Below are 15,108 nucleotides of genomic sequence, written 5' to 3'. Positions count from 1 at the left end.
ATGCAATCTAAGCACGTTAATAATTACTAAACGAAATAATTGACAACCGTAACTCATTGGTTATAATGAAAATTATTTGTAAATTTGCGCCCGATTTATGCCGGATATCCGGCAATATGTTAATTAATATAAAGTCTAACTTTATTAATTTTAAAAACAATTACTAATTATTTATGTCAAATTTAAAGAACGTACAGCCATTGGATGACTTCAATTGGGAAGAGTTTGAAAATGGCGCGAGTGCAGGCGTCAGCAAAGAAGACCTGAAAAAATCTTATGACGAAACCCTTAACAAAGTTTCTGAACATCAGGTTGTTGAGGGAACCGTAATCTCTGTAGACAAGAAAGAGGTTATCGTAAACATCGGTTATAAGAGCGACGGTATCATCCCCGCTTCTGAATTCCGTTACAATCCCGATCTGAAAGTAGGCGACAAGGTTGAAGTTTACGTAGAAAATCAGGAAGACAAGAAAGGCCAATTGGTCCTTTCTCACAAGAAGGCTCGCCTGAGCAAGAGCTGGGAGCGTGTTAACGCTGCTCTCGACAACGAGGAAGTTATCCAAGGTTACATCAAGTGCCGCACGAAGGGCGGTATGATTGTTGACGTATTTGGTATCGAGGCATTCTTGCCAGGTAGCCAGATCGACGTTCATCCTATACGTGACTACGACGTATTCGTAGGCAAGACCATGGAATTCAAGATTGTTAAAATCAATCAGGAATTCCGCAATGTAGTTGTTTCTCACAAGGCTCTTATCGAAGCTGAGTTGGAAGCACAGAAGAAAGAAATTATTTCCAAGCTCGAAAAAGGCCAGGTACTCGAAGGAACTGTTAAGAATATCACTTCTTACGGTGTATTCGTTGACCTCGGAGGCGTTGACGGACTCATCCACATCACAGATCTCTCTTGGGGCCGCGTAAGCGATCCGCACGAGGTGGTTGCCCTCGACCAGAAGATCAATGTCGTTATCCTCGACTTCGATGAAGAGAAGAAGCGCATTGCACTCGGTTTGAAGCAGCTCACTCCTCACCCATGGGATGCACTTGACGCCGAGCTCAAGGTTGGCGACCATGTAAAGGGTAAGGTTGTCGTTATCGCCGATTACGGTGCATTCGTTGAGATTGCTCCGGGCGTAGAAGGCCTCATCCACGTTTCGGAAATGTCATGGAGTCAGCACTTGCGTTCAGCTCAGGAATTCATGCACGTAGGTGATGAGGTAGAGGCAGTTATCCTTACACTCGACCGTGATGAGCGTAAGATGAGCCTCGGTATCAAGCAGCTCAAGGAAGATCCATGGGAAGCGATCGAGAATAAATATCCTGTTGGCAGCAAGCACACCGCAAAGGTTCGCAACTTCACCAACTTCGGTATTTTCGTTGAACTGGAAGAAGGTGTTGACGGCTTGATTCACATCAGCGACCTGTCTTGGACTAAGAAGGTTAAACATCCATCGGAGTTCACCACTGTAGGTGCTGACATCGATGTTGTCGTTCTCGAGATCGACAAGGAAAACCGTCGTCTCAGTCTTGGTCACAAGCAGCTTGAAGACAATCCTTGGGATACTTACGAAACCATCTACACTCCAGGTTCTGTACATACCGGTAAGATTACCGAAATGATGGACAAGGGTGCCGTCATCACATTGAATGAAGGTGGTGAAGGTTTCGCAACTCCTAAGCACCTTGTCAAGGAAGACGGTACGCAGGCGCAACTGGGCGAAGAGCTCGACTTCAAGGTTATCGAGTTCGTAAAGGACACCAAGCGCATCATCCTGTCTCACTCTCGCACTTTCGAAGAGGGTAAGGAAGAAGCGGCAGCTACCAAGCCGGCTCGCAAACATACAGCTAAGAAGGGCGACGCTCCTGTTATCAATAATGTAACAGCCGGCACTTCACTGGGTGATCTCGATGTACTTGCCGATCTGAAAGCCAAGATGGAAAAGGGTGAATAACCATTTATTACCCTAAATCACATAACTAAGAGCATATTGCAAACATTTGTAATATGCTCTTTTTCATTTTCTTCATGGACTCACAGTCCATTCCTAATAAATGTTAAGTCGGCAAATTGTTATCTTGTTATTGACCATTTGTAAAGAAAAAACATTACCTTTGCACCCACAAAGTTTAATACATTATTCGTTTCTCTTCTTGAAACGAACTTTTTCAAAACAAATATTTTTAAATAATTCATATGTTTAGCAAAGACGAATTATTGTCTAAGAGCATGAATGAACTCGAAGATATTGCTAATGACATGGGGGCTTCGTATGATAACAAAGGCTCTATGGAAGACATTATCTATTCGATACTGGACAAACAAGCTACTGACGAAGGAAACAAAAATCCATTAGGAGCCAAACGTAAACGCACACGCATTGTCAAAAAAGATACAGATAGGGTCTATTCTGTAAAGGGAAAGGATGGTGAAAATTTCGATGTAAAGAAAAAAAAGCCAACCGGTAACCAACAAACACAACAACTTTTTCAAGACACAGAGGAAACAGAAGACACCGTAAGCACAGAGAATGACGCTGATTCTGCAGAAACAAAAGTTGAGGAAGTAACTACAGAAAAGCCGAAAACCAGAGGTCGCAAGCCTAAAAAAGACGTGACAAAAGTGCAAGAGCAAAAAGAAGCGGAAGTCAAAGAAGAGGTTGTGCCGACTACAGAAGAAACTCCGGAACCGGAAATACAACCAACAGAAACAGAAAACTCTTTTGTTCCGGAAGAACAGTTTGGAGCAAACACAAATGAAGAAGCACCTAATGAAGACCTCATTGCAAAGCTCCAAGCAAAAATAGCAAAGCACAACAGCGCTCAGGAGATCAGTACAGAACCTTCCGAAGAGTCTGCCGGAAGTCAGCCGGCAGCCGGCAATAATGGTGAAAATCATGTAGCGGAGCGTCAAGTCCATTCCGACTTTTGGGAAGAAGATCCCTGTGACGGTACAGACTTCATCATTAAGGTAGACTTACCCATTGAAGATCAGGGGGCTGTGCCTAATTATGATATGTTTGATAACCCGACCACCCCTGTTCCATCACCGGCTTACCAGATTCCCGAACAGCAAATAGTAGCTACTGGTAAATACGATTTTTCGGATATCATACAGGCAAATGGTGTTTTAGAAGTTATGCCAGATGGTTATGGTTTCCTTAGATCAAGCGATTACAACTATCTGTCATCACCAGACGATGTGTATATTGCCACAAACCAAATCAAGAAATACGGACTCAAGACGGGCGATGTCATTCAGTGCAAGGTTCGCCCTCCACGCGATGGAGAGAAATACTTCCCCATGACAGGGATTGACAAAATCAACGGCCGTGATCCCAGCGAAGTAAGAGACCGCATTCCCTTTGAGCATCTTACCCCACTCTTTCCTGACAAGAAGTTCACACTTTGTGGAGACAAAGAAACTACCAATCTTTCAACACGTGTGGTAGATTTGTTCTCACCTATTGGCAAAGGCCAACGCGCTTTAATTGTCGCACAACCCAAAACAGGTAAGACAATCTTGATGAAAGACATAGCCAATGCCATCGCTGCCAACCATCCGGAAGCCTATTTGATGATGTTGCTCATTGACGAACGCCCAGAAGAGGTTACCGATATGGCACGTACGGTAAACGCGGAAGTAATCGCCTCAACCTTTGATGAACCGGCAGAGCGTCATGTAAAGATTGCCGGAATCGTATTGGAAAAAGCAAAACGCATGGTCGAATGTGGTCACGACGTCGTTATTTTCCTCGACTCCATCACTCGCTTGGCCCGTGCCTACAATACAGTAAGTCCTGCCAGTGGCAAGATTCTGACCGGTGGTGTTGACGCAAATGCCCTTCAGAAGCCCAAGCGCTTCTTCGGAGCGGCACGCAATATTGAAGGAGGAGGCTCACTGACTATCATCGCGACAGCCCTGATTGATACCGGTTCGAAGATGGACGAAGTCATCTTTGAGGAATTCAAGGGAACCGGTAACATGGAATTGCAGCTTGATCGCAGTCTTAGCAACAAGCGTATCTTCCCGGCTGTCAACCTTGTGGCTTCAAGCACGCGACGCGATGACTTGCTGCAAGACAAGACAACGCTTGACCGCATGTGGATTCTGCGCAAGTACATTGCCGACATGAATCCGATAGAGGCCATGAATTCCATTCACGACCGTATGAAAAGGACGCATGACAATGAGGAATTTCTTCTTTCCATGAATGGATAATACAGAAAAATCATACTGATAAAATAAAATAGCTTTTGCAGAACAGACGGTAAAAAGTCTACTACAAAAGCTATTTTTTATATTCCCGAATTACAAAAACAGATAAGGTAATTCCGCAACAAAGTCCTACGAACTAATTTCCTGCCATACGAATCAAGTCTTTCATCAAGGATATCTCGACGCCATTCGTGACGAATTGTGAAATCAAAGCAGCATCCGTGTCCAAAGTTTGGGCCACTTTTTCTACGCTACTGAACACTACGGCATGCCGAAAACTATCTACAGCCATCTCTATCTCACCCAAAAACCAATGACAATAGCCCATATTCACGAAATCGGCTCTCCCCATTTCACCCTTAGCCTGCACCTTTTCGTATTCAGTCAAAGCCTTTTGAAACTCACCTGCTTGCAGAAAATCCCACGCTAACAGCCGAACAGCATTCAAATCCTCAGGAAATTTGTAGATCAACTCAAAGATAAACTTACGTGCCCGAGCGTCTTTCATATCCTCAAGACACAAACAAAGGTTGAACAAATAAGCTCTTTTGTCGGGAAACAGCTCCATCAGCCTTTCATAAACAAGTACCGCAACCTTGTCATCACCTTTCTCACGACACAGTTTGCCCAACATTCGCAAAGTCGAAACATCATTCTCGTCCTGTCGCAATACCTGTCGGAGCAACTGTTCGGCCTCTTCCCAACCTTCTTTTGTCCCCATAAGCAACGTTGCTTTACCGATAAGATAGTCTTTCGCTGTCTGGTCCGACATGCTATCAACAATCCGTTCAAGTTCGGCCATCATGTGCCGCTTCAAGAAAAAGTGAACATATCGCTTTTTCTGCTGATCCATCGCCTTGTCTGAAAAAACAGGATGATCCATGAAGAAAGCCACATCAGCAGTCTGGACGGAGATGCCCCGCAGTTGATCGGCAGAGAACGCGCGCGGCAATTCTTCTTTCTGCATGAACAGGCGGAAAAACCGATACAGATCCTGCAAGTAAGTCTGACGGACATAGCGCGGCTCATCCTGACGCACATTCATAGATGACATGCCCTGCTGCAACTCACCACGCTCCAGCATTTCGAGTACATTCTTCGGTAATTTATCAATGACGCCCGACAATGCCAGCGTAAAACTATATTTATCACTATCACAAAAAGGATTCTCTTTTACGAAAACATCAAGCAACCGGGTATTAGGCAACTTATGAATTACCGATTTCAGATCCGGATGATCCGTATAATAAGGCATAAACCAGTTGACAAGCGAATAGAAAAAACCGTAACGCTTCATCTGGGCAAAGCCTCCAAAATAGATATCACTTCCCCGTCGTTGCATCTCCATCATCTTCTGATAGCCTTTTTCCAACTCTTCCATCGCCTTGTCTTTCAAATCCGGATGCAGAATATCTTCTATACTATCTTCATCATCTTTTTCGACAAAGCCTCGATCAGAATATTTCAAATTGCTGTTTCTTATCAAACCCGGCATGATATCCCGTTGAATTTCCTTGCTATCCTTGTCCGCGTCCATGCAATAGAATATCTGCAAACCCAACTCACCAAGTTCCTGACGGCAGTGTTCTTCTTCCAACAATCGACGCACCATGGGTAATTGCTCCGGATAAAGATCCGTGTCATGCGACAAAGACAATACCCACCCCACCAAAGAACGCTGTCGCAAGCGTTCGTCGGCAGCAAAGGCGTAGACATCCATCAAAGTCTGCAATTTTCGTAAATCAAATTGCATCAGGCAAGCCATCATAACGGCGCTCACCAAAACCAGGCTGTCATTTACGTCTATGGTCGGCGTAAGGATAAGCGCCGTCCAATCTTGCTTCTCACTCTCATTCCACATGTGCGACGTAAGAATATAGTTGAAGGCATGATTAATTGTGGCAAAACGAGCCGCAAACAGACTTTCCCGTTTCGCTTCGCCTTGATCACCTGAACCTAAGGAAAGCATGGCCAAATCGGAAACAAATTCTTCCAGTTGATTGCGCACTTGCGCCACATCGGTCGTTCGGCCGGCAATCCTGATCAACGCGGTTGTCATCACGATATTGTTACGACGCAAATAATCCACCCGCAAATTGGCATAAGCCGTCAAAAGGCGCTTCTGAACATTCTCGAAGATCCGCTCCCGACTATGATCGGCTATCCCCTGCCGATAATAAGTAAGCATCATCCGGTAATCACTTTCCAAATCATCCACCACCGAAAGGTCAGAACTACACCTGAAAACACTCTGGAAACCGCGGATTTTATCAATGGCTGACAGTATATTCCGTGCCGTGATAGCCTCACGAATCTCATCAAACCGCTGTTGGGCGTCCTTATTTTTTATAATCATCGTTAAATGTCTATTTAGAAGCTTTTTCGATATCGGCTGCTTGTGGCTTCCGTGCGTGCTGATAACGAATAACCGGCAAAAATTTTAACGTTTTCTCATCCACGTCATCATACTTTTGAAGCAATCCGGCATAATGCGATAATCCATTCTTGTTGATACTGTCACATGCCATGTCGTAAGCCTTGATAAATAACCTGAGCTGCTGTCGGCGCCGTTTGTCGGCCAAGGCTTTTTTACGAAAAGCGATCACCCTGAAATTGACACCCAACTTACGCGAGTCGGCCAGCACGTTATGGCCGTTCAACCGGGCCTTAGTGGCCTGCGGCTCAGGCAACCACACGGCATCGATTTCGTTATTCAACAACATGGCAAGTCGCAATTTTACATTATTGATTTGAATGTTGAAAACCTGCTCCTTCAGTTTCACGGTGTCCAATGTATGCTGTGTCAGATAATCGGTCGCAGAGTAACGTGTCATGGCAACCATCTTGTCGCCCAACTGATTCAAGCGACGCAGACGGGCGGCACGATTGGCGATCAGCTGCCAGGACGCTTCCGTCGTCGCAACGTATTCCAACGGAACACCCCGAGCCGCAATGCGCCGGGCTCTCACTAAATCTGTCACCATCCCTTCAATGCTACCGCCAATAATCTCTGTATCGCAATCCATCTGAGCGTTCAGGTGGCGCAGATGAACGTTGACGCCAAGGGTGTCAAAAAGGCGATTATCTTTAGCCACAAGAATGGGCAGACAATCCAGTGTGGGTAGCACGGCCACTTTCAAGGCCAGGGAATCGGCCCGGCGAATACGCGCTTGCTCCGCACGCGAGAGGCGTTGTCGCTCTTCATAGGAGTTTCCACATGAACAGAAAAAGGCCAAAGTAAGAAGACAGAGGATATATTTTTTAAGGAAAATCATTACTAATTCTACTGATTTCGTTATCTGTGCAAAAATAATAAATTATTTTGTAACTCTGAAAATTATCACTACTTTTGTAAAGATTTACACAACGAACCCATCATGGCAAAAGACAAGATAGCGTATGTTTGCAGTAATTGCGGTCAAGAGTCTACGAAATGGATTGGAAAATGTCCGAATTGCGGACAGTGGAACACATTCAAAGAGATTCGGATAGCTAACGACAAAGGCGCTAACGCTGCCAAAAATACAGCCCAATTGGTTCGTTCTTCTACGACTCAGGGCAACAAACCTCTTTTTCTCCATCAGATTTCAGCGAAAGACGAACCGCGCATCGACATGCACGACGACGAACTGAACCGCGTGTTAGGCGGTGGTCTCGTGCGGGGAAGCATCGTCTTGTTGGGCGGTGAGCCCGGCATTGGCAAAAGTACGCTCACGCTGCAGACCGTCATGAGCGTCAAAGACCGGAAGATTCTCTATGTAAGCGGAGAGGAAAGTGCCCACCAACTGAAAATGAGGGCCGAGCGACTATGCCGGGAGCAGAACGACAATCTGATGATTCTTTGTGAAACATCGTTGGAGAATATCTTTGAACACATTCGCGACATACGTCCCGACATTCTCATAGTCGACTCCATACAGACAATCTCCACCGAAGAGGTTGAGAGTTCACCCGGAAGCATAACGCAAGTAAGAGAATGCGCCACCCTCCTCCTGCGGTTTGCCAAGACCAGCGGCACCCCCGTCATCCTGATAGGACATATCAACAAGGAAGGCACATTGGCCGGTCCGAAGATTCTGGAACACATTGTTGATACCGTCGTTCAATTCGAAGGCGACCAACATCACATGTATCGCATCTTACGAAGTATCAAAAACAGATTCGGGAGTACGTCCGAACTTGGTATTTACGAGATGCAACAGAATGGTCTGCGACAGGTTTCCAATCCGTCGGAGTTGTTGCTCACGCAGGACCACGAGGGCCTTTCAGGCATTGCCATCTCGTCGGCGGTGGAAGGCGTAAGGCCATTTCTTGTTGAAACACAGGCTTTGGTGTCCTCCGCGGCCTATGGCACTCCTCAGCGTTCGGCCACAGGATTCGACCAACGCAGGCTCAATATGCTGCTGGCCGTACTTGAGAAGCGGGTCGGCTTCAAACTGATGCAGAAAGACGTGTTTGTCAACATCGCCGGTGGACTGCGTGTCACGGACTTAGCTATGGACCTCAGCGTTATCGCGGCCATTCTTTCCAGCAATGTCGACACGGCTATAGAATCGGGCTGGTGCATGGCCGGCGAAGTGGGACTGAGCGGTGAGGTGCGCCCCATCAACCGCATTGAGCAACGCATTTCAGAGGCCGAGAAGTTAGGATTTGCCCACATGATTATCCCCAAATATAATCTGCAGGGACTCAATACCGCAAAGTTTAACATGAAATTATACCCTGTAAGAAAGGTGGAAGAGGCGCTCAGATTCCTCTTCGGATAGCCCCCCGACAAATAGCTTTCAGCCACGGGGGATTATACTTAATAACAATGAAAGATTCTATTATTATTGTCAGCGGTGGCATGGATTCCATCACACTGCTTTACGACAAAAAGGACGAAATAGCCCTTGGAATATCGTTTGACTATGGAAGCAACCACAACGCCAAAGAAATTCCACTGGCCAAGATGCACTGTGAGCGTTTAGGAATCAACCATCTGACGATTCCGCTCGATTTCATGAGCAAGTATTTTAAGAGTTCGCTCCTCGATGGGGCCACGGCCATTCCCGAAGGCCACTACACAGAAGACAACATGAAGTCGACCGTCGTGCCTTTTCGCAATGGCATCATGCTGTCGATAGCCATTGGCATCGCCGAGAGCCACGGCCTCAAAAAGGTTCTCATTGCCAATCATGCCGGTGACCATACCATCTATCCCGATTGCAGACCCGAATTTATCACAGCCATCGACCGTGCCGCGCAAGCCGGAACCTTTGTCAACGTGAGCGTAGAAGCTCCCTACACCGATATTACGAAAGGCGAGATTGCCGTCATCGGCAAGAAGTTGAAGTTAGACTATACCGAGACGTGGAGCTGTTACAAGGGCGGCAACAAACATTGTGGCAAATGTGGCACCTGCATTGAACGCAAAGAAGCCTTGGCCTTTGCCGACATTAACGATACCACACCATACGAAGCCTAACCAACTGTGCCTTTTTATCGGCTTCGGCGGAAATTTTAGATCGTTTGTAAAGGAAGAACGGGGCTGTAGAAAATCAGTAAGGACAGGTTTACAAGTCTCAATGATGTCTAATGCGCTGAATTATCTTTACATATACCATCAAAAAAGTGGCGTTATTCTGAAAAAGAAAAGCGACGGGCGCAAATAAGCGATTTTAGAGCAACTTTATAAATCGCTGGTTATCAACAGATTGTACTTTTTCGTGTGTTTTCTCTTTGCTTTTTTATCATCAATAGCTATGCTTTTAGGCCGTAATCGCGGCTCTTTCACCCGCTAAAAGCTATGCTTTGACGGCGTAATCGTTATGCTTTGAGCCGATAAAAGGATAGCTTTTAGTGTAAAAGGGGTTCAAAATCGGCAAATTGAAGGATTTTTTCGACATGCCGGCAGCTGGATGACGTGTTGTAGAAGTGTTAAAATCAGGTAGTTTTTTCTAACAAAATCTTCAGATTTTGCCATGTTCACATGGCATAAGTAATTGCGGCTATACAAAAAACTATTAATTATCAATGGCTTATTTTATCAATCAAATTTAAAATGCTATCTTTGCGATAGTTTACTATTCGTATATTTTTAATTCACAAAATAAACGTAAAACAAATGAAAATCGATCAATTCAATTTTGCCGGTAAAAAGGCTATTGTTCGTGTAGACTTCAATGTTCCATTGGATGAAAATGGTAATGTGACTGACGAAACCCGTATTCGCGGAGCTCTTCCTACACTGAAAAAGGTTCTGGCCGACGGCGGTGCCCTCATCATGATGAGCCACATGGGCAAGCCTAAAGGCAAGGTAAAACCTGAACTTTCACTTGGTCAGATTGTCAAGAACGTAAGCGCCGCCCTCGGTGTTGACGTCAAGTTCGCTCCTGACTGCGCCCAAGCCGACGAGGCTGCCGCCGCATTGAAGCCGGGAGAGGCTCTGCTGCTCGAAAACCTGCGCTACTATCCGGAAGAAGAAGGCAAGCCGGTTGGCGTAGAAAAGGGCACCCCCGAATACGATGAGGCCAAGAAAGCCATGAAGGAAAGGCAGAAGGAATTTGCCAAGAAATTGGCTTCTTATGCCGATGTTTACGTGAACGACGCCTTCGGAACCGCACACCGTAAACACGCTTCTACAGCCGTCATCGCCGACTACTTCGACGCCGACTCCAAGATGTTGGGCTATTTGATGGAGAAAGAAGTAACCGCTATCGACAATGTATTGAAAAACGCTCAGCACCCGTTCACCGCTATCATCGGTGGTTCGAAAGTAAGCTCTAAGCTCGGCGTTATCAAGAACTTGCTCGACAAGGTAGATAACCTCATCATCGGTGGTGGTATGGGCTACACTTTCATCAAGGCACAGGGCGGAAAGATCGGTAAGTCGCTCCACGAGGACGACTTAATGCCCGAAGCACTCAATGTAATGGCTGCTGCCAAGGAGAAGGGTGTCAACCTCAGTCTGTCTGTCGCTACCGTATGCGGCAAGGATTTCTCTAACGACACGGAGCGCAAGGTATTCCCAATCAACCAGATTCCTGACGAATGGGAAGGCATGGACGCTTCTGAAGAGAGTCTCGAAGCATGGAAGAAGATTATCCTCAGCTCTAAGACTATTCTTTGGAATGGTCCTGTAGGAGTCTTCGAACTGGAGAACTTCGCTCACGGAACCGGCGAAATCGCCAAGTATGTGGCTCAGGCTACCCAGGAAAACGGCGCTTTCTCACTCGTAGGTGGTGGCGACTCCGTTGCCGCGGTCAACAAGTTTGGCCTGGCTGACAAGGTAAGCTACGTGTCTACCGGCGGTGGTGCTATGCTCGAAGCCATTGAAGGCAAGGTGTTGCCGGGTGTTGCCGCCATCAAAGGCGAATAAAGCACGATACTTTTATTGAATCTATATTATAAAAAAAACTCATCTTGGCGCAAAACCAAGATGAGTTTTTTTATGTTGTTTTATTGCTTTTTTACATACAACGACATTTCGAGCGCTATGCCCTTTTTCGCTATCCGACGGCCCAAGTCAGCACATAAGCAGGCGTTATTTGATAGCTGAAATCGACGGTAACTTTGCGCAAAAGGTTCTCTATCCTGCCCCGATGTGCCTTTTTGTCAACCGGCGTGGCCTTTTCAAGCGCTGAAAAGTCAACTATACGCATGTCAAAGTATTGCAAATCGTCTTCATAGAACAGCTTATACAGCGTTTCTTTGGCACACCAGGCGATCAGGCGACTGACCGTATCAGGCGCGTATTCATCTTCTCGGATGAAACGGCCGGCTATCCGGTCTACCCGATTGCTCATGTATTCCACATCGACGGCTACATCGTGTTCCTTAGAGAGCATTACTGCCGCGTAACCACGGGTGTGACTGATGGCGATATGCCAGCCTTCCACGACCGGACGGCCCGAGGATTCATGAAAGATTACAAGTTCACGATCGCCTGTCATGGTATGAAGCAGGGCATAGACTGCCAGCTTTTCCTTTCGGCGCGAATCGCTCTTGCTGTCTGCCTGCGTCTTTTCCCAAATAAATTCGGGCACAAGCGGGCGCAAGTCTTCTACTTCGTTCTCGATTTCCCACAAACCCAACAGGATGTCGGGCTGAAGTCGCTCAACTTTAATGAGTGCCATCGGTTTTCTTATGAACGGTTACTTTAATCTTGGTAATTCGCCTTTCATCTACAGACAGTATCTCAAACGTATAATTCTTGTAGTTTATTACTTCATGAACATTGAGAAAATCGCCTTTGATTTCGAGCAGTAATCCGGCCAAAGAGTCTGCTTCTCCCTCAACCTCAGAGAACTCATTGTCGTTGATATTGAGTATTTTACAGAAATCACTCAGTAGCGTTTTACCCTCGAAGATGTAAGTATTGTAGTTGAGTTTCGAAAAGGTTTTCTCGTCCTCATCGTATTCATCATTGATTTCTCCTACAATTTCTTCCAGAATATCTTCCAACGTGACAATGCCGCTCGTACCTCCAAACTCATCAACTACAATGGCTATATGCACCTTATTGTCCTGAAACTCCCGCAGCAAGTCATCTATTTTCTTTGTCTCAGGCACGAAATAAGCAGGACGAATCAATGTTTGCCATCTGAAATTAGCTCCTTTCTGCAAATGGGGCAGCAGATCCTTGATATATAAAATTCCCCGAATATTGTCCGCGTTATCCTGATAAACGGGAATACGACTGTAATTATTCTCCACGATACACTTCAATACCATAGAGAAATTGCTGTGTATTTCCAAATCGACAATATCCTGACGGCTTGTCATGACTTCCTTTGCGGTTTCATCACCAAATTTTATGATACCTTTGAGCATACTTTGCTCGTTCTTGATATCATTCTTATCGGTCAACTCCAAAGCCTGTTCCAACTCATCTACACTAAGCACATGGCTCTCTTTCTGCACCACTTTTTCCGCCATCACTCCACTTCGCAACAGAAGTGTTTCCAATGGCCAGAAGAATTTACGCAAAAACAGGATGCTATTCACTGCCCTACGACAAAACATCAAAGGGGTCTGCCGACTGTAAATCTTAGGTATGATTTCTCCGAACAGCAACAAAAGAAATGTAAGTAAGACCGTAATAATCAGAAACTGCAGCCAATACGCCTGCGGTCCAAAGTGAATCAGCGACCCGAAAATATAATTGCAGAGCATAATGATCGTAACATTTACGAAATTATTTACGATCAGTACGGTAGCCAAAGTTCGTTCACTGTCCTCTCTTAGAAGTTGGATATTCCTGTCATCTTGAGTTTTACCTTGCGACAACTCTGCGATATCTGTGGGCGAGAGACTAAAGAACGCGATTTCAGACCCACTGGCAAAACCGGAAAAAAACAACAAAACGATCGTCAGAATGCCTGCAAGCATAATTCCTATTGTAGGCATCTGAAAGTAGATGTCGTCCAAAGCGTTTGTAAGAAATGAAATATCCAAAGTAGATGGTCTTTATGTTAATCTGAAAAATCAAAATCCATTCTGACAAAAAGCATCAGAATGGAAGTGGACTATTTGAATCTGTAGTAGTTTCTTTACGTTCTTCGGTTGGGGTCTGCGGCTTTCTGGTCGAACCGTCATCATGCTTTACCGAAAGCAATTCCATATTGTCTGCCAGAATCTCTGTCACATAGCGACGTTGTCCCTTTTGGTCATCATAAGTCCGGTAGCGCAACCGCCCTTCAACATAAATCCTGTCACCTTTGTGAATATACTTTTCCGCGACCTTAGCCAGTCCCCGCCACATAATGATATTATGCCAATCCGTATGATCAGGCACCTGCGTACCATTCTGTAACGTATAGCCTCGTTCTGTCGTAGCCAATGGAAACTGGGCCACAGCTTGATCATTATCGTAATAACGGATATCAGGGTCTTTCCCCACATTACCGATCAACATTACTTTATTCATAGGCTAAAAAGGAAATTATCAAAGCGATAGGGATTATTTCCACATTCCCAAATATCTGAAACGGAAGTTTTTTCCTTTTGCGGAAGGAAATTGAGAACGGCCATCCACGCGTCCTCGCAGGTAATCGACAATACGATCGTAGCATTCCTGGCCGGAAGTTGCCTTGCAAGCCACCACAAAATGTGTATCGCGATACTCATGTTTGCCTGTTGCCGGAATCATGACAACCCGCTTGAAGTCCAAAGAACCTTCGTACCAACCGGGTACATTCTCCGTCAAGCGTGTTACTGCCGTTGCGGCTAAATCCTGCTTCTCATTGATAATAGGACGTAAAGCTTTCTTCTGCTTGAAATCCATCATCGTGGGAGCTAATGTCTTGATAATGATGAAATACACCCGCTGACGTACTTTATAGCGCTTGGGGTAAAGAACATCGCTATTCACATATTCGCGAATATCAGCTTCAAGCTCCGGGCTGACACCTATTTCCGGAATGGAATAAAGAAAGTCTAAAGCTCCTTCGACATTAGAAACTAACGTCTCTTTATCAAAATATCGCAAGTATAAATTCATTGATTTGATGTTTCTCGTAAAAAACAAAGAGCGGAAAACGGGACTCGAACCCGCGACCCCGACCTTGGCAAGGTCGTGCTCTACCAACTGAGCTATTTCCGCAAATAAAATCCACCAACAAGGTGAAGAGGAGGAGACTCGAACTCCCACGTCACAATTGACACTACCCCCTCAAAGTAGCGCGTCTACCAATTCCGCCACCTCTCCAGAATGTTGTATGCCGAATAAAATGGTGCCCAGAACAGGACTCGAACCTGCACGTCGTGAAACACACGCACCTGAAACGTGCGCGTCTACCAATTCCGCCACCTGGGCAAAAGAAGAAATCTTCTAAGGTATTTTATTCAGCATGTTGAGCGGAAAACGGGACTCGAACCCGCGACCCCGACCTTGGCAAGGTCGTGCTCTA

The 15,108-nt window shown here is 45.7% G+C and carries 11 protein-coding genes and 4 tRNA genes (1 of these 15 cut by a window edge); 5 read left to right on the top strand and 10 right to left on the bottom strand.

Annotation, left to right across the window (positions count from 1 at the left end):
- Window positions 1-173 precede the first annotated feature (173 nt).
- The gene (rpsA, locus tag JHU38_RS05210) at window positions 174-1,952 is read left to right on the top strand and encodes a 30S ribosomal protein S1 (RefSeq protein ID WP_107582797.1); all 1,779 of its coding nucleotides are present in this window, start codon (window positions 174-176) and stop codon (window positions 1,950-1,952) included.
- Window positions 1,953-2,194: 242 nt separating this feature from the next.
- Entirely contained in the window at window positions 2,195-4,219 is a 2,025-nt protein-coding gene (rho, locus tag JHU38_RS05205) for a transcription termination factor Rho (RefSeq protein ID WP_107582799.1), read from the top strand.
- A 133-nt stretch (window positions 4,220-4,352) separates the two neighbouring features.
- On the opposite strand, the gene JHU38_RS05200 is transcribed toward rho, so the two are convergent.
- Window positions 4,353-6,572, bottom strand: coding sequence for a tetratricopeptide repeat protein (locus tag JHU38_RS05200; protein WP_107582800.1), 2,220 nt, complete (start codon window positions 6,570-6,572; stop codon window positions 4,353-4,355).
- 10 nt (window positions 6,573-6,582) lie between these two features.
- Window positions 6,583-7,491: an ABC transporter substrate-binding protein gene (locus tag JHU38_RS05195; protein WP_107582802.1), complete on the bottom strand. Its 909-nt coding sequence runs from the start codon at window positions 7,489-7,491 to the stop codon at window positions 6,583-6,585.
- A 102-nt stretch (window positions 7,492-7,593) separates the two neighbouring features.
- Between JHU38_RS05195 and radA the strand changes: the two genes are divergently transcribed.
- From radA to JHU38_RS05180, 3 genes are all read left to right on the top strand, one after another.
- A complete protein-coding gene (gene radA / locus JHU38_RS05190) occupies window positions 7,594-8,982 on the top strand; it encodes a DNA repair protein RadA (RefSeq protein ID WP_107582804.1) in 1,389 nt (462 codons plus the stop codon).
- Between the two features lie 47 nt (window positions 8,983-9,029).
- Window positions 9,030-9,683 (top strand): 7-cyano-7-deazaguanine synthase QueC, encoded by a 654-nt coding sequence (gene queC, locus JHU38_RS05185; protein WP_107582806.1) that lies wholly within the window; start codon window positions 9,030-9,032, stop codon window positions 9,681-9,683.
- 639 nt (window positions 9,684-10,322) lie between these two features.
- Window positions 10,323-11,576 carry a phosphoglycerate kinase gene (locus tag JHU38_RS05180; RefSeq protein ID WP_107582808.1) on the top strand — a complete coding sequence of 418 codons (1,254 nt, stop codon included), beginning with the start codon at window positions 10,323-10,325 and terminating at the stop codon, window positions 11,574-11,576.
- A gap of 130 nt (window positions 11,577-11,706) precedes the next feature.
- Here JHU38_RS05180 and JHU38_RS05175 read toward each other — a convergent pair whose 3' ends face one another.
- The 8 genes from JHU38_RS05175 to JHU38_RS05140 form a co-directional block, all read right to left on the bottom strand.
- Entirely contained in the window at window positions 11,707-12,333 is a 627-nt protein-coding gene (locus JHU38_RS05175) for a 4'-phosphopantetheinyl transferase family protein (RefSeq protein ID WP_107582810.1), read from the bottom strand.
- Entirely contained in the window at window positions 12,320-13,654 is a 1,335-nt protein-coding gene (gene gldE / locus JHU38_RS05170; RefSeq protein ID WP_107582812.1) for a gliding motility-associated protein GldE, read from the bottom strand. The genes JHU38_RS05175 and gldE overlap by 14 nt, the downstream gene beginning before the upstream one ends.
- Window positions 13,655-13,709: 55 nt before the next feature.
- Entirely contained in the window at window positions 13,710-14,126 is a 417-nt protein-coding gene (locus JHU38_RS05165; protein ID WP_107582813.1) for a single-stranded DNA-binding protein, read from the bottom strand.
- Between the two features lie 33 nt (window positions 14,127-14,159).
- Complete coding sequence (locus JHU38_RS05160) at window positions 14,160-14,699, bottom strand: hypothetical protein (RefSeq protein WP_107582815.1); 540 nt, start codon at window positions 14,697-14,699, stop codon at window positions 14,160-14,162.
- A gap of 29 nt (window positions 14,700-14,728) precedes the next feature.
- A tRNA-Gly gene (locus tag JHU38_RS05155) sits at window positions 14,729-14,801 on the bottom strand.
- A 21-nt stretch (window positions 14,802-14,822) separates the two neighbouring features.
- A tRNA-Leu gene (locus JHU38_RS05150) sits at window positions 14,823-14,906 on the bottom strand.
- 23 nt (window positions 14,907-14,929) lie between these two features.
- Window positions 14,930-15,014, bottom strand: a tRNA-Leu gene (locus JHU38_RS05145).
- Between the two features lie 40 nt (window positions 15,015-15,054).
- A tRNA-Gly gene (locus JHU38_RS05140) sits at window positions 15,055-15,108 on the bottom strand (it continues 119 nt past the right edge of the window).

This window comes from Prevotella illustrans (genome assembly GCF_017426725.1).
Lineage (GTDB): Bacteria > Bacteroidota > Bacteroidia > Bacteroidales > Bacteroidaceae > Prevotella > Prevotella illustrans.
Note: the sequence above shows the minus strand (reverse complement) of the source record. Positions and strands in the feature narration are given on the sequence as shown.